General features: G+C 51.8%; 27 protein-coding genes. 15 read left to right on the top strand and 12 right to left on the bottom strand.

Features of this window, described 5'->3' with window-relative positions; all coding sequences use genetic code 11:
* Nucleotides 1-20: 20 nt before the first annotated feature.
* Entirely contained in the window at nt 21-608 is a 588-nt protein-coding gene (locus tag BM040_RS01480) for a DUF922 domain-containing protein (RefSeq protein ID WP_092098310.1), read from the top strand.
* A 39-nt stretch (nt 609-647) separates the two neighbouring features.
* On the opposite strand, the gene BM040_RS01485 is transcribed toward BM040_RS01480, so the two are convergent.
* Nucleotides 648-2,186: an FAD-dependent oxidoreductase gene (locus BM040_RS01485; RefSeq protein ID WP_092099427.1), complete on the bottom strand. Its 1,539-nt coding sequence runs from the start codon at nt 2,184-2,186 to the stop codon at nt 648-650.
* Nucleotides 2,187-2,399: 213 nt separating this feature from the next.
* On the opposite strand from BM040_RS01485, the gene BM040_RS01490 reads away from it, so the two are divergent.
* Nucleotides 2,400-2,756 carry a tRNA-binding protein gene (locus BM040_RS01490; protein WP_217646679.1) on the top strand — a complete coding sequence of 119 codons (357 nt, stop codon included), beginning with the start codon at nt 2,400-2,402 and terminating at the stop codon, nt 2,754-2,756.
* 1 nt (nt 2,757) lies between these two features.
* On the opposite strand, the gene BM040_RS01495 is transcribed toward BM040_RS01490, so the two are convergent.
* On the bottom strand, nt 2,758-3,162 hold the full coding sequence (locus BM040_RS01495) for a DUF4296 domain-containing protein (protein WP_245756064.1): 405 nt from the start codon (nt 3,160-3,162) through the stop codon (nt 2,758-2,760).
* Between the two features lie 58 nt (nt 3,163-3,220).
* On the opposite strand from BM040_RS01495, the gene BM040_RS01500 reads away from it, so the two are divergent.
* The 7 genes from BM040_RS01500 to BM040_RS01530 all read left to right on the top strand — a co-directional run bounded on the left by BM040_RS01500 (nt 3,221) and on the right by BM040_RS01530 (nt 8,942).
* Nucleotides 3,221-4,102: a DUF58 domain-containing protein gene (locus tag BM040_RS01500; RefSeq protein ID WP_092098314.1), complete on the top strand. Its 882-nt coding sequence runs from the start codon at nt 3,221-3,223 to the stop codon at nt 4,100-4,102.
* Nucleotides 4,095-5,009: a hypothetical protein gene (locus BM040_RS01505; protein ID WP_092098316.1), complete on the top strand. Its 915-nt coding sequence runs from the start codon at nt 4,095-4,097 to the stop codon at nt 5,007-5,009. The genes BM040_RS01500 and BM040_RS01505 overlap by 8 nt, the downstream gene beginning before the upstream one ends.
* On the top strand, nt 4,990-6,042 hold the full coding sequence (locus tag BM040_RS01510) for a vWA domain-containing protein (protein ID WP_092098318.1): 1,053 nt from the start codon (nt 4,990-4,992) through the stop codon (nt 6,040-6,042). Before BM040_RS01505 ends, BM040_RS01510 begins: the two co-directional genes overlap by 20 nt.
* A 105-nt stretch (nt 6,043-6,147) precedes the next feature.
* Complete coding sequence (locus BM040_RS01515; protein WP_092098320.1) at nt 6,148-6,840, top strand: YggS family pyridoxal phosphate-dependent enzyme; 693 nt, start codon at nt 6,148-6,150, stop codon at nt 6,838-6,840.
* A gap of 209 nt (nt 6,841-7,049) precedes the next feature.
* Complete coding sequence (locus BM040_RS01520) at nt 7,050-7,970, top strand: glycerophosphodiester phosphodiesterase family protein (RefSeq protein ID WP_092098322.1); 921 nt, start codon at nt 7,050-7,052, stop codon at nt 7,968-7,970.
* Nucleotides 7,971-8,029: 59 nt separating this feature from the next.
* On the top strand, nt 8,030-8,476 hold the full coding sequence (locus tag BM040_RS01525; RefSeq protein ID WP_092098324.1) for a DUF2750 domain-containing protein: 447 nt from the start codon (nt 8,030-8,032) through the stop codon (nt 8,474-8,476).
* An 88-nt stretch (nt 8,477-8,564) separates the two neighbouring features.
* Nucleotides 8,565-8,942, top strand: a complete 378-nt coding sequence (locus BM040_RS01530) for a DUF423 domain-containing protein (protein WP_092098326.1) — start codon at nt 8,565-8,567, stop codon at nt 8,940-8,942.
* Nucleotides 8,943-9,181: 239 nt separating this feature from the next.
* On the opposite strand, the gene BM040_RS01535 is transcribed toward BM040_RS01530, so the two are convergent.
* The 4 genes from BM040_RS01535 to BM040_RS01550 all read right to left on the bottom strand — a co-directional run bounded on the left by BM040_RS01535 (nt 9,182) and on the right by BM040_RS01550 (nt 12,742).
* Nucleotides 9,182-9,784, bottom strand: coding sequence for a hypothetical protein (locus tag BM040_RS01535; RefSeq protein WP_092098328.1), 603 nt, complete (start codon nt 9,782-9,784; stop codon nt 9,182-9,184).
* 253 nt (nt 9,785-10,037) lie between these two features.
* A complete protein-coding gene (locus BM040_RS01540; RefSeq protein ID WP_092098330.1) occupies nt 10,038-10,481 on the bottom strand; it encodes a DUF1573 domain-containing protein in 444 nt (147 codons plus the stop codon).
* Nucleotides 10,482-10,561: 80 nt separating this feature from the next.
* A complete protein-coding gene (locus BM040_RS01545; protein ID WP_092098332.1) occupies nt 10,562-11,968 on the bottom strand; it encodes an ATP-dependent DNA helicase in 1,407 nt (468 codons plus the stop codon).
* Nucleotides 11,969-12,274: 306 nt separating this feature from the next.
* Nucleotides 12,275-12,742 (bottom strand): PaaI family thioesterase, encoded by a 468-nt coding sequence (locus tag BM040_RS01550; RefSeq protein ID WP_092098334.1) that lies wholly within the window; start codon nt 12,740-12,742, stop codon nt 12,275-12,277.
* A gap of 37 nt (nt 12,743-12,779) precedes the next feature.
* Here BM040_RS01550 and BM040_RS01555 point away from each other — a divergent pair, with 37 nt between their 5' ends.
* The 3 genes from BM040_RS01555 to coaD all read left to right on the top strand — a co-directional run bounded on the left by BM040_RS01555 (nt 12,780) and on the right by coaD (nt 14,918).
* Complete coding sequence (locus BM040_RS01555; RefSeq protein WP_092098336.1) at nt 12,780-13,265, top strand: NUDIX domain-containing protein; 486 nt, start codon at nt 12,780-12,782, stop codon at nt 13,263-13,265.
* Nucleotides 13,266-13,354: 89 nt separating this feature from the next.
* Nucleotides 13,355-14,239: a DUF3822 family protein gene (locus BM040_RS01560; protein WP_092099429.1), complete on the top strand. Its 885-nt coding sequence runs from the start codon at nt 13,355-13,357 to the stop codon at nt 14,237-14,239.
* A 202-nt stretch (nt 14,240-14,441) separates the two neighbouring features.
* Nucleotides 14,442-14,918: a pantetheine-phosphate adenylyltransferase gene (gene coaD, locus BM040_RS01565; protein ID WP_092098338.1), complete on the top strand. Its 477-nt coding sequence runs from the start codon at nt 14,442-14,444 to the stop codon at nt 14,916-14,918.
* Here coaD and BM040_RS01570 read toward each other — a convergent pair.
* Nucleotides 14,875-15,555, bottom strand: coding sequence for an NUDIX hydrolase (locus tag BM040_RS01570; RefSeq protein WP_092098340.1), 681 nt, complete (start codon nt 15,553-15,555; stop codon nt 14,875-14,877). The genes coaD and BM040_RS01570 overlap by 44 nt on opposite strands.
* A gap of 106 nt (nt 15,556-15,661) precedes the next feature.
* On the opposite strand from BM040_RS01570, the gene pyrE reads away from it, so the two are divergent.
* Nucleotides 15,662-16,300: an orotate phosphoribosyltransferase gene (gene pyrE / locus BM040_RS01575; protein ID WP_092098341.1), complete on the top strand. Its 639-nt coding sequence runs from the start codon at nt 15,662-15,664 to the stop codon at nt 16,298-16,300.
* A gap of 80 nt (nt 16,301-16,380) precedes the next feature.
* Here the strand turns inward: pyrE and BM040_RS01580 are convergent, their stop codons facing one another.
* The 5 genes from BM040_RS01580 to lepA form a co-directional block, all read right to left on the bottom strand.
* Nucleotides 16,381-18,312, bottom strand: coding sequence for an OmpA family protein (locus tag BM040_RS01580; RefSeq protein WP_092098343.1), 1,932 nt, complete (start codon nt 18,310-18,312; stop codon nt 16,381-16,383).
* Nucleotides 18,313-18,318: 6 nt separating this feature from the next.
* Nucleotides 18,319-18,900, bottom strand: a complete 582-nt coding sequence (locus BM040_RS01585) for a 7-carboxy-7-deazaguanine synthase QueE (RefSeq protein WP_217646698.1) — start codon at nt 18,898-18,900, stop codon at nt 18,319-18,321.
* Between the two features lie 326 nt (nt 18,901-19,226).
* Nucleotides 19,227-20,108, bottom strand: a complete 882-nt coding sequence (locus tag BM040_RS01590) for a bifunctional 5,10-methylenetetrahydrofolate dehydrogenase/5,10-methenyltetrahydrofolate cyclohydrolase (protein WP_092098346.1) — start codon at nt 20,106-20,108, stop codon at nt 19,227-19,229.
* A 22-nt stretch (nt 20,109-20,130) separates the two neighbouring features.
* Entirely contained in the window at nt 20,131-20,637 is a 507-nt protein-coding gene (locus tag BM040_RS01595) for a class IV adenylate cyclase (protein ID WP_092098348.1), read from the bottom strand.
* A gap of 157 nt (nt 20,638-20,794) precedes the next feature.
* Nucleotides 20,795-22,579: a translation elongation factor 4 gene (lepA, locus tag BM040_RS01600; protein ID WP_092098350.1), complete on the bottom strand. Its 1,785-nt coding sequence runs from the start codon at nt 22,577-22,579 to the stop codon at nt 20,795-20,797.
* Nucleotides 22,580-22,740: 161 nt separating this feature from the next.
* Here lepA and BM040_RS01605 point away from each other — a divergent pair, with 161 nt between their 5' ends.
* Both BM040_RS01605 and BM040_RS01610 read left to right on the top strand, forming a co-directional pair.
* Nucleotides 22,741-23,304: a DUF1003 domain-containing protein gene (locus tag BM040_RS01605; protein WP_092098352.1), complete on the top strand. Its 564-nt coding sequence runs from the start codon at nt 22,741-22,743 to the stop codon at nt 23,302-23,304.
* A gap of 126 nt (nt 23,305-23,430) precedes the next feature.
* Nucleotides 23,431-26,817: a methylmalonyl-CoA mutase family protein gene (locus tag BM040_RS01610; protein WP_092098354.1), complete on the top strand. Its 3,387-nt coding sequence runs from the start codon at nt 23,431-23,433 to the stop codon at nt 26,815-26,817.
* The last annotated feature ends 135 nt before the right edge of the window (nt 26,818-26,952 follow it).

Raw genomic sequence — 26,952 nt, forward strand, 5'->3', positions numbered from 1 at the left:
AACTTTTAGCCAAAGCCTACATGTTTACCTTTACCCTGTTCCTGTCGTTCTGGGCCAGAGTAATGCTGCCTCTTCTCCAACCCGAAGCAGGGGCTGCAGTCCTGCCATTTACAAATATTCTACTGTATTCTCCTATAGAAAGTACTACTAATGAGCAGATCACCTGGTCTGTTGACAGAAGGCTTACGTGGGATGACTTCAAAGCCGCACCTGATGACGCAAACCCGCATCATGCCCTTACGGCAGCCAATTTAGCAGTGAATGCCAGTTGTAAGAAGAATCAGTTTACCTATACCGTAACCTGCGTTTTTTTGCCGCAGCAATCGTGGTCTAAACGGAAAGGGTCTGACAAACTGCTTGCCCATGAGCAGCTGCATTTCGACCTGACTGAGGTGCATGCCCGTCAGCTGCGGCACGATCTGCAACAGGTAAACTGCTCTAACCATAAGGTAAAACTGAGCCAGGTGGTGAACGCCGCCTTTAAGCGCTGGAAGGAAGAGCAGAACCGCTTCGACGAGGCCTCCCGCCACGGGTTGGATAAAGAGGAGCAGGAAGTATGGGCCAATAGTATAGCTGCCCGCCTTAAAAAATTAGAGGCCTACCAGTAGCTTTACTGGCAGGCCTCTATTTGTTAGTATAAATGCTCGTTATTCCTGGTTAACCTTTCCTAGGTCTGCAGTGGAGGGACCAGTGATTACCTTACCGAACGGATCGAAGCGTGAACCGTGGCATGGGCAGTCCCAGGAGCTTTCTACGGTATTCCAACTCACCACACAGCCCATGTGCGGGCATACAGCGGAGCATTGGTGCCGCACCCCGTCCTGATCACAGTATACAGCAATTTTCTGAGCCCCTTTGCGCATGATGCTGCCAGTGCCCGGCAGTACCTGCATCGGGTCATCCACCTCGCCGGGAGTGACATAGTCTTTGAACTGCGCCGCTACGTTCAGGTTTTCTTTCAGGTACTCTCCCACCGACTTAAGCGGTGAACGGGACGGGTCGTAAAGTTTAGCCCATGGGTTGGGGCGCTCCATGATTAGATCTGTTATCAGCATACCGGCAATGGTGCCGTGCGTCATGCCGTGGCCGGAGTCGCCGGTGGCAATGTACACATTGTCCTCATCCCCCGGGTTGCGGCCAATATAGGCCAAACCATCCACCGGCTCGTACACCTGCCCGGACCAAACGTATTGTACCTGCCCTGCCATCGGGAACTTCTGGCGGGTCCAGTCCTCGAGTTTGCGGAAGCTCTCTGCCGGGTTATGGTTTTGCCCCGTTTTGTGATCCTCTCCCCCAACAATCAAAATGTCATTGGCTGCATCGCCTACCGTGTCTTTCTGCAGGCGCACGTAGTGGTACGGGTCTTTCATGTCCCAGTACAGGGCATCCGGAACAGTATCCTTGGGCACCTGCACCCCTATGGCATAGGTGCGGTAAGGCGCCTGCTTTGTATGGATGGTTATTCTGTCATTTACAGGCGTGTTGGTGGCCACCACCAGGTGATTGGCAGAAACAGAGCGGTTATGGGTAGTAACCACAGTTGCCACGGCCCCAGATTTAAATTCCTTCACGTGGGCTCCGGTAAAGATTCTGCCCCCGTTCTCCATGATGGCCTTTGCCAGGCCTGCCAGGTACTTCATGATGTGGAAACGGCCCTGGTTAGGGTAATGCAGGCACGGGAAAGTACTAAGCGTGTCTACGGGACTGTGTTTGCGCATGATCACGTCCTGCCACCCGATTTGCTGCAAGGCCTCCAGCTCCTGGCCCAGTTTCTCCGCCTCATCCGGCGTGGTGGCAATCAGGTAGCCGTCCACGCGGGTAAAGTCGCAGTCGATGTCTTCCTGCCCCACAATCTCCTCAATCTTGTCGATGGCTTGGCCATGGCTTTGGCAGGCAAGGCGCGCCCCCTCTTTTCCGAAGAGCTTTACGAGGTTATAAAACTGCTCATCCAGTGCATTGGACAGGTGCGCCGTGGTGCGGCTGCTCTCCCCGCCGCCAATATTCTTCGACTCCAGCACCACTACTTTTCGCCCCTCCTTCGATAACAAATAGGCTGTAGTTAATCCTGCTATACCTGCTCCCACGATGCATACATCGCAGGTGATGTTCTCGTTCAAGGCCTCAGTGGGAGGAAGCTGCACCTGATCCACCCACACCGACTTTGTGGCTCCGGATTCTTTTTTCATAGTTTCTTTTTGTACAAATGGGTTTGTTGGCATTACCGGGGGCGCTGCCAGATGCTTAGGAGTACGATGCGGCGGGGCTTATGTTGCTGCTAGGCTTGTGGAGGGTTTTTCTTGGGGTTGTAGAGGTTCTTATAGAAGCATTAACGGCGTCAGGTTTGGAAAGACACGATACGAATCCTTATCTTATGCCCCCAGAACTTATACTTAAAGAGCATGCACACTCCCGAACACGCCATGGAGCAGATATCCTGGCAGGAATTTGAGAAAACTGATATACGGGTAGGTACTATCATCGCCGCTGAGGAATTTCCGGAGGCGCGCCGGCCAGCCTACAAGGTACAGGTAGACCTGGGCCCGCTGGGCATCAGGAAATCAAGCGCGCAGATAACGAAGCATTACACGCCCGGCGAACTCGTGGGAAAGCAGGTGCTGTGCGTGGTGAACCTGGGCAGGAAGCAAATAGGCAGCTTTATGTCGGAGGTGTTGGTTACTGGCTTTGCAGATGAGAACGGGGATATTGTGCTGGCACAGCCGGCGGGCCAGGTGCCGAATGGCAGCAAACTTTTCTAGCTTACTCTTGCACCCTTAACCCCTTTTTATTGCCTTGTGGCCTCACTTCCTGCGGGCGGCCTGCCTCTGCCTGGGCTTTGGCTTCGCGGGCGCTTAGGGTGTCTACAACAATTTCGTATAGCGCATCCATTTGGGGCAGGTTGTTCAGGTAGTAGTTGTAGGTTTCCTTAAACTGCTGCTGCGTAACATTATAGTGCTGCAGTATTTTCTCCTGCTCTTTGTTAAAAGCCATTAAGGCGGTATCGGTGTAGGCGATGTTGGTCTCTATGACGGCTTCCCGGGTGTGAATATCAGCCAGGATACGCACCATTTTGTCCCGCGGAACCAGATCCTTGGGAGTATCGCTGCTCTGGCTCTGGCAGCTGAGCAGGCAAAGGCAAGAAAGTATGCAGAAAAGTCGTTTCACGGGTGCATATTACGAGTTTATCGCTTAATTTTAAAATCAGACTGCAGCTTACCCTCACATGAAAGAGCTTGTAAAGAAGCTAAGAAAGTACGAGATACGTATCCGCAAGGCGATTAACACGCAAATGCATGGTGATTTCCATTCTGTATTTAAAGGTACAGGGTTGGAATTTGACGATGTGCGCGCCTACCAGTACGGGGATGACGTGCGCAGTATCGACTGGAACGTTTCGGCGAAGGGGCTTGGTACTTATGTGAAAACCTACCGGGAGGAGAAAGAGCAGTCTGTATTCCTGATGCTGGACGTGAGCGCCTCGCAGCGCATCGGCACCGGGGAGCAGCAGAAACTGGATGTGGGCAAAGAAATCTGCGGGGTACTGGGCCTCTCGGCAGCGCGGCAGCATAGCCAGATTGGTATTATCTGCTTCTCTGATAAAAAGGAAAAGTATCTTAAGCCAGCCAAGGGCATACAGCAGGCCTATGCCATTATTAAGGCGCTGAGTGAGCTGGAGCCTAAGTCGAACAAAACAAACCTGGCCGCAGGCATCAAATTGACACTCGACATTATCAAGCGCCGCAGTATTATTCTCTTGCTTTCCGACTTTATAGACACCGCTTACGAGAAAGAGCTGAGCATGCTGGCCCGCCACCACGACCTGATTGTGCTGCACCTGCGTGACGTGCGGGAGCAACAGCTGCCGCCGATGGGCATCATCCCCATACTTGATAAAGAAACAGGCCGTACCTTGTGGCTGAACACTTCTGGCGAGGAGTTCAGAAAGCGCTACCTGGCCCAGTACCAGGAAAACCAGGAGCAACTGGTGCGTATCTGCCAAAAGTACCAGGCCAATTATCTTGCCATCAATACCAACGAAGATTACGTGCCTCAATTGGTTAACCTGTTCAGGCTCCGTAACAAGTCTATCAAGAAAAGTGCGTAAGCTAGCTATACTTATACTTCTGTGCCTGGGGCAGCTGGTAGCGCAGGGGCAGCAATTGCTTACCCCACAGGGCGGCTTCAGCCAGGATACCGTACACCTGGGCGAGCTGGTGCAGTACACGCTGGTGCACCGCCACCCGGATTCCCTGGAGGTAGTGCTGCCTGCTGCGAATTATAACTTTGCGCCTTTTGAGCTGGTGGATAACACCTACTACCCTACCCGTACCCGCAACGGCATTAGTACCGACAGCGCCGTGTATACTTTACGCACCTTTGAGACCGACTCAGTGCAGCAACTGGCGCTGCCGGTTTACCTGCTGCGCGAGCGCGACACGGTGACCTACTTTGCCGAGGCCAGTAACATTTACCTGCAGCAGCTGGTTAAGGTAGTGCGGGAGCCACTGCCGATAAAGGCTGACACCGAACTTATAGTGGTCGGGGAGAAATTCAACTGGCCGCTGATGCTGCTCTGGGTAACGACCATCCTGGCGCTCTCAGCGCTTATCTGGCTTATCTTTGGGCAATCGATCAAGCGCCGCTACAAGCTGTACCGTCTCCGTAAGGACCATCTATACTATACTTCGCGCTTTAACTCACACAAAGACCGCTTCCAGAAATCGGGGGTGCAGTCGAGTCTGGAGAAGGCCGTGACGCTCTGGAAAAACTACCTGACGAAGCTGGAGCGCAGCGCCATCAACTCTTTCACCACCAAGGAGATTGTAGAGTTCTACAACAACGATGAGGAGATAAACACTGCCCTGCGCATTTGCGACAAGGCTATCTACGGCAACCTGCAGGCCGAGTATGAAGGCGAGACGAACCTTGCCCTGGGCATGCTGCGCCGCTTCTCCATACAGCGCTATAAATTACACCGCGAACTAATCCGAAATGCTAGAGATAACGCCTGACATGTGGGATTGGCTGAGCCTGGAGTGGTTCGAGCTGAGCACCTTCCGCTCCTACGACTGGGTTTATCCGCTGGCTCTGTACGCGCTTCCGGTCATTCCGCTGTTGTTTATACTTAAATCTATACTTCGGCGCAATACACGGCTCAAGCTGGACATGGCCCTGTTTCAGGGGCGCAGCGGCTGGCAGTGGAGCAGCCTGTTGCGGTTTGTGCCAAGGATGGTGCTGATGCTGTTTACCATGCTGGTGCTGGTGGCGCTAGCAAGGCCGCAGCGCGTCAGCGAGCAACTGGAGCTCACCTCGGAGGGCATCGATATTGTGGTGGTGCTGGATGTGTCGGGTTCCATGGAGCTGCAGGACATTAAGCCGACCCGCCTGGAGGCAGCTAAGGAGGTAGCCCTGAACTTTATTGACGGCCGTGTGCAGGACCGAATCGGGATGGTGGTCTTTGCCGGCGACGCGTACTCACTCGCCCCGCTTACGACCGATTACGACCTGCTGCGGGAAAGTATAAACTCCATCCGCTACGGCATCATTCAGAACGACGGAACTGCTATTGGCAGCGCGCTGGCTGTCGCCATTAACCGCATGCGCGACTCTTCGTCTAAAAGCAAGGTGATTATCCTGATAAGCGACGGCGAAAACACAGCCGGCAGCCTGGACCCTGAACTGGCGGCGCAGCTGGCCTATGGGTACGGCATAAAACTTTATACTATCGGGATTGGTAAAGATGGCCAGGTGGCCTACGACCGTGACGGTACCGGGCAATTACTTTACGTGGAGACGCAGATGGATGAGACAAGCCTGCGCCAGATCGCCAGCATTGGCGAAGGCCAGTTTTTCCGGGCCGACTCCCGCGATGCCTTGCAGCAGATTTTCCAGCATATAAACAAGCTGGAGAAAACAGAAATCATAGAGAGCCGCTTCCGTGACACGCAGGATTACTACCAGGTATACCTGAAGTGGGCACTGGTGCTCCTGCTCTTCTGGATGCTGCTCAAAAACACCTTTATAGCCAACGTGCTGGAAGACTGAGGGAGTTTGAAAGTTAGAGAGTTTAGGAGTTAGAAACTTAGAAAGTTAAGGAGAGTTAGAGGGCTTATTCACTCATTCACTCATTCAAAATTATACGATAGAACTATGAGCATTAAGGACAACATTTTATACTTTGACGAGCAGCTTCGCGACACATCTTGCCGCCTGGTGGCTGTCACCAAAACGCACCCTGTTGAGAAGATTAAGGAGGCTTACGATGCGGGGCACCGGTTGTTTGGCGAAAACCGGGTGCAGGAACTGGTGGAGAAGTATGCCCTGCTGCCCCACGACATTGCCTGGCACCTGATTGGGCACCTGCAGACAAATAAAGTAAAGTATATCGCCGAGTTTATCGATACCATTCAATCGGTGGATAGCCTCAAGTTGCTGGTGGAGATTAACAGACGTGCCGAGATGTATGGCCGCACGCTGCCCATCAACTGCATGCTGCAGATTGCCATCGCCGACGAGGAAACAAAGTATGGCATGTCCTGCGAAGAAGCCGAGGCGCTGCTGCAGTCGGAGGAATACCGGCAGATGAACTACATCCGCATTACCGGCGTGATGGGCATTGCCACCAACACTGACAACGAGCAGCAGCTGCGAGAAGAGTTCCGCCAGCTGCGCGGCTGCTTCGATTACCTGAAGGCAAAGTTCTTCCGGGCCAACGACGACTTCAAGGAAATCTCCATGGGCATGACTTCCGACTGGCAACTGGCGCTGGAGGAAGGCAGCACCATCATCCGGGTAGGAAGCGGCATTTTCGGCCAGCGGGATTACAGTAACACGAGTCGCTAAACGATTGCTGGCAGAGGGTAAGTTGGGTGACAAAGTATAGATTTATACCTCCCATACTTTTTCTAAAGTATAAATCAAATACAGGTTGTGGTTTTATACTATGAACTAGTTTTATACTTTAGCACAAGCGTTAAGAAATTGTAAAGTATAGCCGGAGAGTTTTCATTTCGGGAAAATTAAGCCCATTTTGTTCGAAAAAACGTAGAACGATGCACGCTATACTTTACTATCCGCTTGCCGCACTATTGCTCTTAACCGCTTGTACTTCCGGGAAGATGAACCACGAGCCTGTTGCCGCTACCAATCCTCCGCTGCCAGCCTTTGATTTGGAAGGCCACCGGGGTGCACGCGGGCTATTGCCAGAAAACACGGTACCGGCCATGCTGAAGGCGTTGGAACTCGGAGTCACCACCCTGGAAATGGATGCACACATCAGCCAGGACGGCCAGGTTTTTCTCTCCCACGACCCCTACATGAACCGGGAGCATGAGCTTCTGCCCTCAGGCGAGGAAATTCCGGAGGCGGACGCTAAAAAGTATGTGCATTACCAGATGCCCTATAGCCAGATACGCACTTTCGATGTGGGCTCCAAGCACTACAGCAAGTTTCCGGAGCAGCAGTTGATGAAAACCTACAAGCCCCTGCTTTCGGAGGTGATTGACTCTGCTCATGCTTACATCAAAGCGCACGGGCTGCCGCAGGTGCTTTACAACATCGAAACCAAGTCGAAGCCCAGCGGCGATGGAAAGTACCACCCGGCACCAGAAGAATTTGTAGACCGGCTGATGGCTGTGGTGGATGCGAAAAACATCCGTCCTTACGTCATCATTCAATCTTTTGACCCGCGTACCCTGCAGGTGCTGCACCGCAAACACCCGGACGTGAAAACCTCGTTGCTGGTAGAAAACCTGAAAGGGCTGGATCATAATCTAACTCAGTTGGGCTTCACACCAAATATCTATAGCCCCAACTATAAACTCGTGACGCCCGCTCTCGTAGAGGCTACGCATAAGCTTGGCATGAAACTGGTGCCCTGGACCGTAAACGACCTGCAGGCCATGCAGCGGCTGAAACAGATGGGCGTGGATGGCATCATTTCAGATTACCCAAACCTGTTTCAGGAGCTATAGACAAGTCGGGCGTTTTTTTATACTTTGAAATCAAAACTAAACCATAAACCCAGAAACGTATGACACAGCATGCCACAAACATCGAGCAACGGTACCAGGACTTCATAAAGCATGTGGTGGATACCGAAGAAGTATGGGGACTAACGCAGGAGGACACCTGGGCCACCTCCACTTCAGCAGAGTATGAGGACACCGAAGTCATCCTGTTCTGGTCTAAAAAAGAAGGTGCCACCGCCTGTGCCGAGGACGAATGGGCAAGCTACACAGCTGAGGCTATCTCCCTAGTGGAGTTTCTGGAGAACTGGTGCGTGGGCATGTATGGCGATGAACTGCTGGTGGGTGCAGACTGGGGCAAGGACTTATCGGGCAAGGAAGCAGAGCCCCTGGTGTTGGCCCTGGATGTGGTAGCACAGCTGAAAGCCAAAGGCAAGACGCTGCAGTTTACGCAGTACGACAGCCAGGAAGAGTTTGAGGAGCAGCTGATTGAGGCGCTGGAGGCCGAGTAAAGTATAAACGGGCTGCTTTTTACGTTTTCCTGTCGTACTTTTGGGGTATACCTGCGCAGCTTGCAGGCCCACTTAAACCACCATTACCGTGACGCAGAAAACCATACTTTTGCTTGCCAGTGCCTTTGGTGCCCTCACCGTGGCCATTGGCGCTTTCGGAGCCCATGCCCTTGCCCCTTTGCTTCAGGCCAATAACCGTATCGACACGTTTGAGACGGCTGTAAAATACCAGATGTACCACACACTGGCCCTGCTGGCAGTAGGCTTGCTGCTTTTTAACGTGCAGCAACCAGCCCTGCAAACAGCGGCCTGGTGCTTTTTCCTGGGCATCCTGATTTTCTCCGGCTCACTGTACGTACTCTGCCTGACAGGCGTCACCTGGCTGGGGGCCATCACCCCCATCGGCGGCACCTTTTTCATCGTAGGCTGGGGCGCCCTTTTCTATGCCGTGCTGAAGGCGCTGTAGAAGTATAAAGTAGGAATTAGAATAGGGTAAAGTATTGATTTTATACTTGGCCTTGCTTGTTTATATGGGTTTGTGAAACTGAAAAGCGTAGGATTTCACCCTGCATTAACAGCACGAGCATCTGATATGTAAGGCGAAACCAAGTATAAGCTACGCAGCCTTCCATGACACCAACTGATGCCAGCGGCTTTGGGGTTGCGGTGGTGAAGCCGAGATGGTATGGCAGGCAGAGGTAGTATTTAGCACGGGGTCCATAAGTCTATTCTAATCAACTTTCCGTCCTGGAACATGAGTATCCATTGCCTATCGGAAAGTTCTTTAGAGGGAGGCAAATTAATTGCGTCAGTTTCTTTGCCATATATGTTATAATACCCATTGCCGATGCCTTTGACTGCGTTTGGGAAGTGCTTTTTGACTTCTATCAACGTGGTGGCATGGTCTAGTTTCAAGGCTCCACTCTGCAGAAACACGCTTTGGTCCTGACTGAAGTTGATGTGCATGAAATCCAGCGAGTCCCCGAACTGCTCGAATTCCACTCCTCCAAAATAGGCATTTTTTGATTCATCACTTCTGTAGCCTGAGGAGCAGGTACTACTCCAATCTATGCTTACCACGCTGTCCGCCTTTCCTAAAAGTCCCTCTATGCTCTGCACAGATGCTGTCAGGGGGAGTTTGCCGTTGACGCGTATGCTGCTCCAATCAAGGTATTCCTCATTCTCCCCTGTTGGAGCGGATTGGCCGATAGTGTTCGATATCCCTAACTGCTTCTCTACCTCAGCATTGGGTGAATCGCAGCTAAGAAGAATTATCAGGGGTATTATTAGTAGAAGTTTGGTTTTCATACTTTCAGTTTGTGTCTACGGATTGGCTATGGCGTGTTGATGGACTAAAGTACTAGTGTCTTAATATTCTATACTTCTAATATAAAACGTTTCTATAGAAGAACAAGCGGATGCACTATAGGAGTTTACCTACTATTAACTCCTTACTAGGCAGCCGGCACAGCAGCGGCCACCTATACTTCAATCTATCAATAAAAAACAAAAGGCCACCCTTTTCAGGATGGCCTTTTATACTTTAGAAAGCAGCTAAAGATTAGTTCTTAGCGGCGCTTGCGTTGCTTTTCTCCTTGATATTGGCTACGATGTAGATATACTTGGCACCGTCTGCGGCGTTGGAGTGCACTACAATCGCTTTCTTCTGCTGGCCCAGTCTGCCGGCGCTGTTATACTTGGCTGTGATGAAGCCAGTTTTGCCGGGCATGATAGGCTCTTTCGTCCAGGCTGGGGTAGTGCAACCGCAGGTAACGTCCACGCGCTCCAGCACGAGCGGCTGTGTACCGGTGTTTTTAAACTGGAACGTATGCTCCACCACATCTCCCTGCGTAATGTCACCGAAATTATGCTCCATTTCATTGAAAGTCAGGGCCGGACCGTTAGTAGCCTGTTCCTGTGGGGCTGTAGCCTTTGGTTTCTCCTGAGCCACGGCGCCACCCATCACCAGCGCAGCGAAGGCAAAAGAAAGGATAATTTTTTTCATCTTGTGTAGAGGGTTAAGGTTATATATTATACTCTATATACGTTCTGCAGCAAAAACGATGCAAAATAAGATTTCTTTTGTCAGTCAACTAATAAATGCTCGTTAAAGTTCAGCAAATAAAGCTCTTCTGAAGAGCGCGTAAGAGCCGTGTAGAGCCAGCGGGCGAACTCCTCGTTCACCATGTCTTCTCTTAAAAATCCCTGGTCCACAAAAACGGCCTGCCACTGCCCGCCCTGCGCTTTGTGACAAGTAAGTGCGTAGGCAAATTTTACCTGCAAAGCGTTCAGGTAGGGGTTCTTCTTCAGTTCTTTGTAGCGCTCTTTCTTGGTCTTGATATCGAGATAATCCTGCAGCACCTCTTCGTAGAGCTTCTTGTTCTGGTCGGCGGGCAGCGCCGGGGAGTCGCTATAGAGCGTGTCCATCAAAATTTTCACCTCCTCTTCATGAGCGTCCGGATAATCCACAAAGCGGATGCGGATATCTGCAAAACGGAAGCCGTACATCTCCTCATAGCGGATAATCTTGGTTACCTCTACAAAATCACCGTTGGCCATAAAGCCGATGTCGGAGTCTTTGGGCAGCCAGAAATAGTTGTTGCGCACAATCATCAGGTAATCCCCTACGCCCAGTTCGTCCTCGGCAAAGAAAATCCGGCGGCGTATGTGCTGGTTGTAGAGGTTGGCGTTTTTGTTGGAACGGCAGATAACGATGGTATTCTCAATGCCGAACTTATCGTATGCGTAGCGCAGGCCGTCTTCCAGCTTCTCACCTGTCATGCGGTAGATATCGCGCCAGCCTTTGGTAAAAAGCTTAATCTCCAGCTTCTCCTGCTGCATGCGGTCGCGCAGCTGGGTGGCGTTCATGAGAATACCCGATGCCTCAGCCTGACGCATCACCTGGCGCAGCTCTATCCCCTGCACATGGCAACGGAAATTCTGCTTAAGGTAATCTGCATTCAAGGAAGGGCTAAGGGTTTGCCCCACCGGCGGCAGCTGGGCTGTGTCCCCAATCAGCAGGAGCTTGTTGTTTTTCTTGTCAAACACATACTGCAGCAAATCCTGCAACAGCCCATTCTCGCCAAAGCCACTTTCATCCGAAATCATCGAGGCCTCGTCCACAATGTAAATCGTGCTATCCGACTTGTTCGGCTGCCGGGTAAAGGAGAGTCCCTCAGAGAAGGGGTTGGAGGTTTGGCGGTAAATCTTTTTATGGATGGTGAAGGCAGGTCTGCCGCTGTAACTGGCCATTACCTTTGCCGCACGACCCGTGGGAGCCAGCAGAACATACTTATAGCCAAAGGTATTCAGGATCTTCACCAACGAGGTAACAACCGTGGTTTTACCTGTACCGGCATATCCTTTCAGCAGGAACACCTGCCGCTCGCTGGTTTTGTCCAATATAAACGTTTCGAGCTGCGAAAAGAGGCTCGCCTGGTCCTGGGTGGGTTCAAACGGAAAACTGCTTCGTAAGGCTTCTACCGGGCGCATCTTGTAAGTTAAAGAGTTTAGGAGTTTGGGAGTTAGAGAGTTGGGAAGTATAAGTATAGATTCCTGGCGCCGGCATCTGGCCGGTGACACACAGTGTATGCGAGTCTCCAGACTCGCTTATATAATTTCTATACTTAGGAAACATTACTACCGGTAGTATCCTCCATCGACTCTCTTTTGATTGAAAGTAATTAGAAAGTATACATGTTTTGCAAGTATGAATGCATAACAAAATCAAGTAGTAAAAGGGTCAGAAGAAGTATAATCTATACTTCTGAGAAAGTATAAGTATAACTCCTAAATTCTCTAACTCTCTAACTCTTTAACTCTCCCTATGTCTTCCGGCGTGACGGTGGCCATGCTGGTGCTGGCTTTGGCGATGAGCAGCGGTGGCTCCTCCCCTTTCACAGAGTATACTTCAGCCTCGCAGAAATTGATTTTGCGACCCTGTTTCAGCACATAGCCTTTGGCCAACAGTTTATCACCAAGTCCCGGATGGAAGTAGGAAACCTTGATTTCAGCTGTTACTACGTGGTGGTCTTTTGGTACCAGGCTCACGGCGGCAAAGCCCGCCACGATGTCGGCCAGCGTGGCAATTAGGCCGCCATGCGCAAAACCTTTGTGCTGCCGGTGATGTTGCTCCAGCTTAAGTTCGCCTTCTATCCTGCCTTCTTCTATCTTTGTCACGTTAAAGCCCATGAGCTTCATAAATCCCTGTCGCTCGAGCTTTTCACGTATGTCCGCTTCGTAATCCGGATTGTACGTTTTGATCATACTGTAAATTTACGACCTAATTAACCGCAAACCAACCATGTCAGACCTTAATCCGGATGCCGCCGCTTATGCCGGCAAACTGCGCGTGCGCGTGTGCGGCATCTGTCTGCAGGATAACAAACTGTTGCTGGTGCGCCACAGCCATACGTTGGGCAACTCCGCTTTCTGGGCACCACCGGGTGGCGGCCTGCACTATGGCGAAACAATGCAGGCGTGCCTGCGCCGGGAGTTTGAGGAAGAGACCGGGCTAAAGGTGTCAGTGGGCCGCTTCCTGTTTGTGAATGAATTTCTGCAGCCGCCCCTGCACGCCGTGGAGTTCTTTTTTGAAGTAAAACCCGTGGGTGGAACCTTGATGACGGGCACTGATCCGGAGTCTGCGGCAGATAGGCAACTGATACAGGAAGTGCAGTGGCTCACCATCAGGGAGATACAACGTCTTCCCACAACCGATAGGCACCGCACGCTGCAGCACCTGCTCTCGCTGGATGACCTGTTGGGTCTGCCGCATAATTTCATGGCATAGCGCTGTCGCCGCTGCCTTTTGCCATATTTTTTCTATACTTGCAGCAGGGTGCTACGCCCGCCAACGCTTACACACGACGACAGGATACCTTGGATACCATCAACACACATTACCGGCTTTCGCACCAAATAGAGGACCAGGCATTTTCGCTGCAGCAGGCAGACCAGTGCAACCTGTACATGGCACTGAGCCAGAAGGCGATACGGTTTGCCGTTTTTAACAGCGAGCGCAACAAGTTTGTCGTGTTAGAGGATTATGAGCTGATCACGGTGTTCTCGCCGATGCAGGTGGGGGAACAGCTGCGCCTCATCGCACAGGAAAACCCGCTGTTGAGACAGCGCTGGAACCTGGTTCGGGTTAGCGTCAGTAACCAGCACTTCACACTGGTGCCGGAAACGCTCTACGATCCTTCCCACCAGCAGGACTACCTGCGGCTGCACTCTGACTTTAACCCGCAGCAGGACACGGTGCTGAGCTACCGCCACAGCGGCCTGGAAGCGATGAATATTTTTGCCCTGGACGGCAGCACCTACAAGGCTTTGCAGGAAATTTTCCCGGAAACAAACTTGCAGGTGGTGCACTTAACCAGTTCCCTTATCCGAAGTATACTGCACCAAGTACCGCGAGCCAACCAGCGCAGCATGTATGCTTTTGTGGAGCGAAATTATGTGAGTCTGTTGGTGGTGGGGCCTGCCGGCCTTGAGTTTTGCAACATCTTCCACTACGTCAGCCCGGAGGATTTTATTTACTACATCATCTTCATCATGCAGGAGCAGAAGATGGATCCGGAGCAGGAAACCATAACGGTATGGGGCGACATCACCCATGACTCTACCCTGTTCAATATTCTGCAACGCTACATCCGCCAGGTGCGTTTGGGAAAAAGACCTGCAGATATAGACTATAGCTATAAATTCAACGACCTGTTTGAGCACCGTTACTTTGAGCTATACAGCCTGCACTTGTGTGAGTGAGGAGTTGCGAATAAGTGACTGAGTGAATTGATTTGTCGTGTACACGGATGTTCACTCAAATTCCACATATAGGGCCTCTATAAACATCCAGCGCTTTACCTAAAGCCTCTTAAAGTATAGAAAAGGGGAAAGCCCAGCGTATAACAGTAACAGCAAAGTAAAAACAAGTATAAAGTATAAGTCACTCATTCAAAATTAGATCATGAAACGCATCGCCCTTTTCCCCGGATCTTTTGACCCTTTTACCAACGGCCATTACGATGTGGTGCTGCGTGGCGCGAACTTGTTTGATGAGGTGGTGGTGGCCATAGGCAATAACAGCAGCAAGCAGCGCTATATTCCGGTAGACAGGATGTTTGAGGTGATGACGCGCTTATTCGAGGGGCAGCCAAATATCCGCGTCACCACGTTTAAGGGGCTCACGGCGGAGTACGCTAGGGAGATTGGGGCGCAGTTTCTGCTGCGCGGGCTACGTAACACCACTGACTTTGAATATGAAAACACGATCGCCCAGGCCAACCGGCACGTTAACCACGACCTGGAAAGCGTTTTCCTGATTACTTCCCCGCACCTTGCCGCCATCAGCTCCTCCATTATCCGGGAGATTCACCGGTTTGGCGGCAACGTGGATGAATTTATACCTTTCCGGTTTTCAGAGATTGCAGATAGTGTCGGATAACGAAAGCGATGGAAGTATAGGCTTTAGGCAGCACATCGAGTACTTCTTCCGGCGTCATCCAGCGCACCTCCTCAATAAACTCCTCTGCCTGTGGTTTGATAAGGCTGTCGTCGGTGCACTCCATTAGAAACCAACTGGTTTTCTTAAGGATTTTCTTGCCTTTGAAAGCGTAGGAATGCCAGGTTTTGGGCAACTTCTCGAGCACTTCTACCTTAATATTGCACTCTTCCTCTACCTCGCGCACGGCGCCTTCCCGCACTTTTTCCTTCTTCTCCAGCTTTCCTTTCGGCAGGTCCCATACGCCCAGGCGGTAGATCATCAGAATCTTTCCGTCCTTAATCACCAACCCACCGGCAGCTCTCACAATCTTGAACTGATCTTTCAGGTGGTCTATCAACCTTTTCTTTTTCTCGGCCACAAGGGTCAGCGAGTTCAGCTTTTTTAGCTTCTTTACTTCCATCAGGCGCACAAGCCTATCGATGAGTAGCGGATCCGCCTCTTTGATAAGCACATCCCCTACTAAATCCTTGGAGGTGAAATGATCGGTGGCTTTCAGGATAAGGTCATACTCGTGTTTGTATACCCTATCAGAGGCTTTCTTTAGGATAAGCGGAATATCGTTGATAAAAACGTTCATTCAGTTGGAGCTACGGAAGAAGCAAAGTTTATACAAAACAAGAAATAAATCGGCTCAATCAAAACAGCAAACCTAAAAAAGGAAGATAATTTCTGTAAATTCGGCCATGGATTCTATGACAACAGCACATCAGGTGGCCTCGTTCCTTCTGGAGACGCAGGCGGTTAAATTAAGTCCGGAGCAGCCGTTTAAGTGGAGCAGCGGCTGGAACTCCCCTATCTATTGCGACAACCGCGTAACGCTTTCTTTCCCCTACATCCGCAGCTACATCAAGCAGCAACTGGCCGAACTGGTAAAAGCGCATTACCCAGAGGCGGAGGCTATTGCCGGTGTGGCCACAGCAGGTATTGCCCAGGGAGCACTGGTGGCGGACCTACTGGAGATGCCTTTCCTGTACGTGCGCCCCGAGCCTAAAAAGCATGGAATGGGCAACCAGATAGAGGGACGTCTGCTGGAAGGCCAGAAAGTGGTGATGATTGAGGACCTGATCTCAACGGGAGGAAGTTCTTTAAAAGCGGCTGAGGCGGTGAAAGCGGCAGGTGGAGAGGTACTGGGTATGGCTGCCATCTTTACATACGGTTTTACCACAGCCGATGAAAACTTCCAGAAAGCTGGCTTGCCCCTGTATTGCCTGAGTAACTATAACGCGCTGGTGGAAGCTGCCGCCGCGCAAGGGTATATTCCGGAGTCTGCCATGGGGACGCTGGCCGAGTGGCGCCAGTCGCCACATACCTGGGGCATATAATTGATAACGAATGATGACTAATGAGTAATAGAATCAATTACTCATTAGTCACACCCCCATTAATGATTACTCATTAGTCATTAAAGGATCTGCATTTCGATGCGACGGTTCAGTCGGCGGTTTTCGTCGGAGGTGTTGGGTTTTACAGGCTTTGTTTCGCCGTAGCCTTTGTAGCGGATGCGGTCTTTGCCGATGCCGTTTCCGGCCAAATAGTCTACCACAGATTTTGCGCGTCGCTCTGACAGCACCTGGTTGGCCTTGTCCGACCCCACATCATCCGTGTGCCCCGATATCTCTATCTTCACCTGCGGGTTCTGCTGCATAAAGGCAATCAGCTTATTTAGCTCTGTCTTCGATTTCTTCTCCAGGGCATACTTTCCCGTGTCAAAAAACAGGTTGTTGAGCACCATGGCTGCCCCGGCCTTAATCGGATCCAGGTACACATCCAGCGCCACCGGCGACAGTGCTTTGGAAGAAGTATAATCAAAACTGAGGCTGTTCATCAGGTACTTTGGCGCTGATACGTACAACGCATACTGCTTACCCTGGGTCAGCACCACCGTGTACTCGCCTGTTACTTTATCGGAGCTTACCTGTTGCACCAATGAGTCAGCTATCACGTCGTATAGCTGCACTTGCGCGGCCAGCGGTTTTTTGGAGGCTGCATCAAACACACGCCCCTGCGCATAAGTGCTGTTCACGCGGCTGCGCCATTCGGCAGGAACATCAAAGGTAAAGATCTGTATACTTGGCGCACCGCCATCGGTGCTCGTCTGTCTGGAGTAATAGCCTATCTCACTGTCGGGAGTAATGAAGAGCGATCCTTCGTCGGCATGGGTGTTAAGCGGATAACCCAGGTTTTGTGGGGCACTCCACTTGCCGTTCGCTTGCTTTTCTGCCTTAAACACATCCAGTCCGCCCATACCCATATGCCCATCGCTTACAAAGTATAAGGTAGTGCCACTCATGTGGATGGATGGCGCCATGTCGCGGCCGGTGGAGTTAATTTCCTTTCCCAGGTTAACGGGCTTGGTCCAGGTGCCGTCGTCGTTGCGGTTGGTAACCCAGATATCCTCCTTGCCAACCCCGCCTCCGCGTGTGGAGGAAAAGTATAACGTACGCCCGTCCGCCGAAAGGCTTGGCTGCGAATCCCAGGCTTTGGAGTTAACGATATTGCCCATGTTCTGGGGTTTGCTCCATTCACTGCCCGTCCGGAAGGAAATGTATAAATCACAGTCACCCTGAGTGTCGGGACGGTTACAGGAGGTAAAAACGAGCGTTCTGCCATCTCCGGAAATAGTCGCGGCACCCTCGTTGGCCGGAGTGTTGATGTTCGGGGAAATGGATGTCGGGGCTTGCCAGGTGCCATCTTTATACTCACTCACGTAGATGTTCTCGTCGTGGTCGGGCCGGCCGCTTTCGCGGGCAGTATAGATGAAGAGGCGTTGGTCGGCGGTGGTATAGGGGAAATACTGGAGCCCAAAGCGGTTCAGGGTGCCGGGCAACTGCTGTGGAGTGAACGGCACAGGCTTCTGCATCGCCTCCAGGGCAAAACTGGCTGTCTTAAGTTGTTGCCTGGCGCGGTCTACCTGCCGGGCATGGGTAACGCCGGTTTTCAGGAATGTCTCGTACCACTCTTTTGCTGCGCCGTACTCCCCTTTCTCAAAGTATAATTCGGCCAGGTCGAAGTAGTTATTTGCCTGTCCTTTAGAGAAAGGAAGCAACTTCAAGCCTTTCTGCATGTACTCGAAGGCCGCTGGCTTGTTGCCCATGATGCGGTGCAAACCGGCTGCCCGCAGATAAGCCTCTGCAAACTGCGGATCACGCGCTATCGCCTGGTCAAACGCCTCCAGGGCGCGGTTAAAGTCACGTGCGCGGGCGTACTCTTCTGCTTTCTCATATAAACGCTCTGCCTTGGCCGAGGTGGTGCTAAGCTTGTGAGTTTGTGCCAGGCTGAGGGAGGCAGAACCGAACACCAGGAAAAAGGCAAGGAGCAGCTGTTTATACTTCATGTGGAGTTATGGAATATCCATGTACTTGTGCGTCTGTAACGACACGCGCCATTTCGGGTTGTTTTTAACGTATTCCACGATCAGAGGCGTCATCTCAGCTGCTTTGCTCCACTCCGGCTGCAGGTATAACCTGCAGTGCTCCCCTACACTGGCTGCGTGCTCTTCGGCCCACTTAAAATCGCTTTTGTTAAAGATAATTACTTTTAGCTCATGCGCAAAAGGATACACGGACGGATCAGGCTGCTTGAATTTTTTAGGCGAAAGGCATATCCAATCCCAGCTGCCACTGATGGGGTAAGCACCGGAAGTTTCGATATAGGTTTTGATGCCGCGCGCCTGCAGCTGCTCCGTCAGCGGGCCCAGGTTGTAGAGCAGCGGCTCCCCACCGGTTATCACCACGGCTTTGCCAGGGTAAGCGGCAGCTGTTTCCACAATCGCTTCGATGGGCGTGAGCGGGTGCGCCTCTGCATCCCAGCTTTCTTTCACGTCGCACCAATGGCAGCCCACATCGCAGCCACCTAAACGGATAAAGTATGCGGCCGTGCCGGTGTTGCCACCCTCTCCCTGTATCGTATAAAAAGCCTCCATCAGGGGCAGTTCGCTACCATCCTTCGGAACCTGGTGTATAGAGGCTGTTTTGATGACGTTTAATTCTTCCAATGCTGTAAAATCTAAAGCCATACTTTTAAACTTTGAAGTATGGCACTCATACTTGCCGCCCTAATAATAAACCGTAAGACAGGCGGAACTTACAAAGTTAGCTAAAAATGCAACAAGGTTTGCAGTCCATGTGTTCCTTGCTCCACAGAAGGGGGTTTTTATACTTTTATACTTTCGGTGGGCACCTGAAAAGTATAAACCTCACCGCATCCTGTTCGGGCACGGTGAGGTTTATACTTAAAGCAGCTTTATACTTAGCCGTATACTTCTTTCTTAGAAGCTCGGAGCGTGTTCATCATCAGCATGGCAATGGTGAGCGGGCCTACGCCACCCGGAACCGGTGTGATGTAGCTGCACTTCGGCGCCACGCTGTCAAAATCCACGTCGCCTCTTAAACGGAAACCGGATTTGCGGCTAGCGTCCGGCACTCGCGTAGTGCCCACGTCAATCACTACGGCGCCTTCACGCACCATATCAGCGGTGATTAAGCCCGGCTGACCAACGGCCACAATGATGATATCCGCTTGGCGGGTGTGGTAAGCTAGGTCTGTCGTATGGCGGTGGCAAAGCGTAACGGTGCAGTTACCCGGATAAGCCGATTTCGACATCAGGATGCTCATGGGCGTTCCGACGATGTTGCTGCGGCCAATCACCACGCAATGTTTGCCTTTGGTCTCTATCTCATAGCGCATCAGCAGCTGCAGAATACCGGCGGGTGTGGCGGGCAGGTAAGCAGGTAAGCCGGCCACCATGCGGCCCACGTTGGTCGGGTGGAAACCGTCCACGTCCTTCTTCGGGTCAATGGCCTCAATTACCTTTTCCGTATCGATGTGCCTTGGCAGCGGCAGCTGCACGATAAAGCCGTCTACTTCCTCATCCTCATTCAGCTCCTTTATCTTGTTCAGCAACTCTTCTTCGGTAACGGTGTCCTCGTAACGGATAAGGCTGGAGCCAAAGCCAATGCGCTCGCAGGTGGCCACTTTATTCGTGACATAGGTAATGGAGCCGCCGTCGTTACCCACCAGCACTGCGGCCAGGTGTGGCACTTTGCCTCCTTTTGCTTTTATCGCAGCTACCTCAGCTGCGATTTCGTTTTGAATGGCTTCGGATGTTTTTTTACCGTCGAGCAGGGTCATGATATTAATTGAGAGTTATGAATTAAGCGTTAATGTCAATATATGAGTCGTTGATCAAGTCTTCTTCATCAATCTGTAGTAGCTCTTTGTAATGCTCGCATTGCTGTTTGAGCACTTCCACCCCTAGGGAACCGTCCAGATCTATGGCTTCAATTTCGATAAAATGCCCACGCCCCTCCAGGTGATCGATATGAAACTTTACATTGCCGAGAAAGAAGATTTTCCGAAGCTTTCTGACCTGAGCGAGTACTTTTTTGCCACCACAAACCTGCGCTACTGTTGCGGCGCCGGGATTCTTCAGGTAGAGCAATACTTCGGTCTGATGCATACTTCCACTTTTTTCTCTATTGTAGTGGATCAGCACGTTTTCAATGTTGCCCTGCCGGTGCTTGAGCCTGCCACAATCTGCCTCAAAATACGTGTCTGTTTGCACATCCAAACCCACGTAATCCGCTTTGTGCTCCAACAATATACTTTCCGCTTCGGCAGGATCCGGGCAAAGAGCTTTTATGGTGATGTCAGCGTACAAAGCGTCTGTATTTTATTTTGACAAAGGGCAAAAGACCAAGTGACAAAGGTTGAATTATAAGTGTAATGTCTTGTGTCCTTTGTCAAAAACTCATTTGTAAGGCAAATTAAAGCCACAAGCCCCGGCATGCAGGGGCACGCCGGGGCTTGTTTATACTTTAGTCGAGTTTGAGCACAGCTAAGAAGGCCTCTTGCGGAATCTCCACGTTGCCTACCTGGCGCATGCGTTTCTTACCTTTTTTCTGTTTCTCCAGGAGTTTACGCTTACGCGAGATGTCACCGCCGTAGCACTTGGCCAGTACGTTCTTGCGCATGGCTTTTACAGTCTCGCGGGCGATGATTTTTTGCCCGATAGCGGCCTGAATGGCGATCTCGAACATCTGGCGCGGCAACAGTTCACGCAACTTTTCGCAGAGGCGCTTGCCCCAGTCGTAAGCTTTGTCGCGGTGCACAATGGCGCTCAGCGCGTCCACTTTCTCGCCGTTCAGCATGATGTCCAGTTTCACCATGTTGGACTGGCGGAAGCCGATCAGCTCGTAGTCCAGGGAGGCATAGCCACGGGAAATGGTCTTGAGCTTATCGAAGAAGTCGAACACGATCTCAGCCAGCGGCATCTCGAAGGTCATCTCCACGCGGTCGCTGGTCAGGTAGGTCTGGTTCTTCAGGATACCGCGCTTGTCCATGCAAAGCGTGATGATCGGCCCCACAAACTCCGCCTTGGAAATGATTTGGGCCTTGATGAACGGCTCTTCGATGTGGTCGATGTAGTTTGGATCCGGCATCTCCGACGGCGCGTTTACCTTCACCATTTTATCTTTGGTCGTATAGGCATGGAACTGTACCGACGGTACCGTGGTGATCACGGTCATGTCGAACTCGCGCTCCAGGCGCTCCTGCACGATTTCCATGTGCAGCATGCCCAGGAAGCCGCAACGGAAACCGAAACCAAGCGCCGCCGACGTCTCCGGCTCCCACACCAGCGAGGCGTCGTTGAGCTGCAGCTTCTCCATCGAGGCGCGCAGTTCTTCGTACTCGCTTGTCTCTACCGGGTAAATACCGGCAAATACCATCGGCTTCACGTCCTCAAAACCCTGAATGCCCTGCGCCGGACGGTCCACGTGCGTGATGGTATCCCCTACTTTTACCTCCTTGGCGTTCTTGATGCCCGAGATCAGGTAGCCCACATTGCCCGTTGACATTTCCTGGCGAGGCTCCTGGTTCAGCTTCAGCACCCCGATTTCGTCGGCCTCATAGGTTTTGCCCGTGTTGATGAACTTCACCTTATCGCCTTTCTTCAGCGTGCCGTTAAAAATGCGGAAGTATACTTCGATGCCTCTGTAGGAGTTAAACACCGAGTCGAAGATCAGTGCCTGAAGCGGTGCCGTCGGATCACCTTTCGGAGCCGGTATGCGCTCGCAAATCGCAGCCAGGATGTCTTCTATGCCTATTCCTGCCTTACCGGAGGCATGGATGATGTCTTCGCGGTCGCAGCCAATTAGTTCGATGATCTGGTCAGACACTTCCTCCGGCATGGCGTGCGGCAGGTCGATCTTGTTCAGGACCGGGATAATTTCCAGGTCGTTGCCAATCGCTAAGTATAAGTTGGAGATGGTCTGGGCCTCAATCCCCTGGGAGGAATCCACAATCAGCAGCGCGCCCTCGCAGGCAGCAATAGAGCGGGAAACCTCGTAAGAGAAGTCCACGTGACCCGGTGTGTCGATCAGGTTCAGTACATAGTCCTCGCCCTTGTAATGGTAGTTCATCTGGATGGCGTGGCTCTTGATGGTAATGCCGCGCTCACGCTCCAGGTCCATGTTATCGAGCAGCTGGTTTTGCATTTCACGCTCTGCCACCGTAGAGGTAAACTCCAGCAGGCGGTCGGCCAGGGTACTCTTACCATGGTCGATGTGGGCGATGATGCAGAAATTGCGAATGTTCTTCATATAGTATCAATACGGAAAACAAAGTTAAGAAGAAACATTGTTTGTTGCTGCTTTCAGTATCAAGAATTATCGTTTAAACCCACATTCAGGCACTTCTGCCTGAAAATGGGCCAGGTTCTAAGCGTTCCAGCGTATAAAAGGCAGTATGAGAGGAGAGATTTATGGAGAGCTACAAAAAGAATGATACAGCCCCGGACCACTCCGGCGGGATGACCCAGGTGGTAGAGCGGAATATAAAGGCACTTCTGGAGCGTAAAAAGCAAGAAGAACAAAAACGTTCTGCCGAAAACCGTATTGCCGACAGCATCACAGCGTTTGTGGGTAGTATGCCCTTTGTGTACATCCACATCGTGTTTTTCGGGGTCTGGATACTCTGGAACACCGGGCTGCTGGGCCTGAAGCCCTTCGACCCGTCGTTGGTGGTGCTGGCCATGGAGGCCTCCGTGGAGGCTATTTTCCTTTCCACATTTGTCTTGATCAGTCAGAACCGCATGTCGGCACAGGCGGATAAACGCGCCGAGCTGGACCTGCAGATTAGCCTGCTGACAGAGCACGAGGTAACCCATTTGATTAAAATGGTGCGGGCGATAGCGCAGAAAATGGAGATAGAGGAATCGGAAAATCCTGAAATCAATGAGTTGGAGAAGAACGTGGCGCCTGAGAAAGTGATGGATAGCATGGAAGAGAACGCGGAAAAAATCGACAAAGGCCATGTTACAGACTAAACCTATAGGATATGAGCCGCTGGTTTATACTTTAAGGTGGCTGTTGATACGAGGTAAGTACCGTAAACCATAGCATGAATTTTCCTATATTCGCATCAAATCTGGAAAAAACCTATTAAAACAAGTATGTCCATTACCAAAGTAGAACCATACAAGCCCGTCAACCATATCCGTATCGTTACGGCTGCCTCGCTTTTCGATGGCCACGACGCGTCAATAAACATCATGCGCCGCATCATACAGGCTTCCGGAGCCGAGGTAATTCACCTGGGCCACAACCGCTCGGTGCAGGAAATCGTGGATTGTGCCATACAGGAGGATGCCCAGGCCATTGCGATCACCTCTTATCAGGGCGGCCACCTGGAGTATTTCAAGTACATGTACGACCTGCTCAACGAGCGCGGCTGCGGCCATATCCGCGTTTTCGGCGGCGGTGGCGGTGTTATACTTCCGACTGAGATAGAAGAACTGCACGAGTATGGCATTGCCAGAATATATTCTCCGGACGACGGACGCGCGATGGGCTTGCAGGGCATGATCAACGACATGCTGCAGAAATGCGACTTCCCGACGGGCAACAACCTGAACGGCGAGGTAAAGCACCTGAAAGACAAAGACCCCAAGGCAATTGCCAAGCTCATCTCAGCTGCCGAAAACTTTCCGGAAGAAGCCAAATCCATACTTAACGAAGTAAAAGAGCAGGCCAAGGAAGTTAAAACTCCTGTACTGGGTATCACCGGTACGGGTGGTGCCGGTAAATCGTCGCTGGTGGATGAGCTGGTGCGCCGTTTCCTGCTGGACTTCCCGGAAAAGAAAATTGCCATCATTTCCGTGGACCCATCGAAGCGCAAAACAGGTGGCGCCCTGCTGGGTGATAGAATCCGAATGAACTCCATCTCCAACGAGCGGGTGTACATGCGCTCTCTGGCTACGCGCCAAAGCAACCTGGCTCTGAGTAAGTATGTGCAGGATGCCGTGGACATTATAAAGGCGGCGAACTTCGACCTTATTATACTTGAAACTTCTGGTATCGGCCAGTCGGACACCGAAATCATCGAGCACTCGGACATGAGCCTGTATGTGATGACGCCGGAGTATGGTGCCGCCACGCAGCTCGAGAAGATCGATATGCTCGACTTTGCCGATGTGATTGCCTTGAATAAGTTCGACAAGCGGGGCGCACTCGATGCCCTGCGCGACGTGAAGAAGCAGTACAAGCGCAACCACCAGCTCTGGGAGGTAAACGACGAGGACATCCCGGTTTTCGGAACCATCGCCTCGCAGTTTAACGACCCAGGTATGAACCGCCTCTACCGGGCGGTGATGGCAAAAATCACAGAAAAAACGGGGGTGGAGTTCGCTTCCAACCTGCATACCTCGCAGGAGATGTCGGAGAAAGTATACATCATCCCTCCTGCCCGCACCCGCTACCTGTCCGAGATTTCCGAAACCATCCGCAACTACGACAAGTGGAGCAAAGACCAGGCAGAAATAGCGCAGAAACTATACGGCATCAAGAAGTCTATTGAGGCTGTCCAAAGTATAGAAATTGCGGACAAAGATCGCCTGGTAAAGCAGTTGGAGCAGGCGTATGCCGAGGTGGAGCTGAGCCTGGACGGACAGAACAAAAAGATCCTGGAGAACTGGAAGGACAAAGTACAAGCCTATAAGAATGAGTTCTACGTGTTCAAGGTACGCGACAAGGAGCTGAAGATAAAAACCCATACCGAATCGCTCTCGCACCTGCAGATCCCGAAAGTGGCTACGCCAAAGTATGAAGCCTGGGGAGATTTGCTCAAGTGGAACCTGCAGGAGAACGTACCGGGCGAGTTCCCTTACACGGCCGGCGTATTCCCGTTCAAGCGCGAGGGCGAAGACCCCACCCGTATGTTTGCCGGCGAAGGCGGACCGGAGCGTACGAACCGTCGTTTCCACTACGTGAGCTTGGGCATGCCAGCAAAGCGTTTATCTACGGCCTTTGACTCGGTAACCCTTTACGGCGAAGACCCGGACTACAGACCAGACATCTACGGCAAGATTGGTAACTCGGGTGTGAGCATCTGCTGCCTGGATGATGCCAAGAAACTATACTCCGGCTTTAACCTGGCCGACCCGATGACGTCTGTTTCGATGACCATCAACGGCCCGGCGGCCATACTTACCGGCTTCTTCATGAACGCCGCTATCGACCAGCAGTGCGAGTTATATATCAAAGAGCATGGCCTGGAGGCGGAAGTAAACCAGAAAATAGACGCTATCTATCAGGAGAAAGGCGTGGAGCGTCCGCGCTACCAGGGCGAGCTGCCACAAGGTAATGACAGGCTGGGTCTGATGCTGCTGGGCGTGACTGGTGACCAGGTGCTGCCGGCTGAAGTATACGAGCCAATCAAGGCCCGAACATTAGCAGCTGTTCGTGGTACCGTTCAGGCCGATATCCTGAAAGAAGACCAGGCACAAAACACCTGTATCTTCTCCACCGAGTTCTCGCTGCGTTTGATGGGTGACGTGCAGCAGTACTTCATCAACAAGAACGTTCGTAACTTCTACTCAGTGTCTATCTCAGGTTACCACATTGCAGAGGCGGGCGCCAACCCTATCTCGCAGCTGGCCTTCACGCTGGCCAACGGTTTTACCTTTGTGGAGTACTACGTGAGCCGCGGCATGGACATCAACAAGTTTGCACCTAACCTGAGCTTCTTCTTCTCCAACGGCATCGATCCGGAGTATGCGGTGATCGGCCGCGTGGCACGCCGCATCTGGGCCAAGGCGATGAAGCACAAGTATGGCGCAGACGCCCGTTCGCAGATGCTCAAGTACCATATCCAGACGTCTGGCCGTTCACTGCACGCCCAGGAGATTGACTTTAACGACATCCGCACCACGCTGCAGGCGCTTTACGCGATTTACGATAATTGTAACTCGCTGCACACGAACGCGTACGACGAGGCCATCACCACACCAACCGAAGCTTCTGTACGCCGTGCGATGGCGATCCAGCTAATCATCAACCGTGAGCTGGGACTTGCCAAGAACGAGAACCCGCTGCAGGGCTCCTTTATCATTGAAGAGCTGACGGACCTGGTGGAAGAGGCTGTACTGGCTGAGTTCGATAGAATCACGGAGCGTGGCGGCGTACTGGGTGCCATGGAAACGATGTACCAGCGCGGCAAGATCCAGGAAGAGAGTTTATACTACGAGACGCTGAAGCATACCGGCGAGTACCCGATAATCGGTGTGAATACCTTCCTGTCTTCACAGGGCTCTCCTACGGTTATCCCGCAGGAGGTTATCCGTGCTACGGAGGAAGAGAAACAGTATCAGATAGCCATGCTGCAGTCGCTGCACCAGCGCAATGCCGATAAGTCGGCGGAGATGCTGAAGCGCATCCAGCAGGTGGCCATCAACAACGGCAACATTTTCGAGGAGATGATGGAGACGGTGAAATACTGCTCGCTCGGCCAGATAACGAATGCGCTGTTTGAGGTAGGCGGACAGTACCGTAGAAACATGTAAGTTATGCTTTAAAGTATAAACTAGAAGTATAAAATAGAGAGCCGGGCCACGTGTCCGGCTTTTCTTTTAAATAGGGTTAGTCAATACATTAACCTTCTTTTAGCCCGTTGTCGTAAGTATAAATCTGTAACCACA

The organism is Pontibacter chinhatensis, assembly GCF_900113285.1.
In the GTDB taxonomy this organism is placed as follows: domain Bacteria; phylum Bacteroidota; class Bacteroidia; order Cytophagales; family Hymenobacteraceae; genus Pontibacter; species Pontibacter chinhatensis.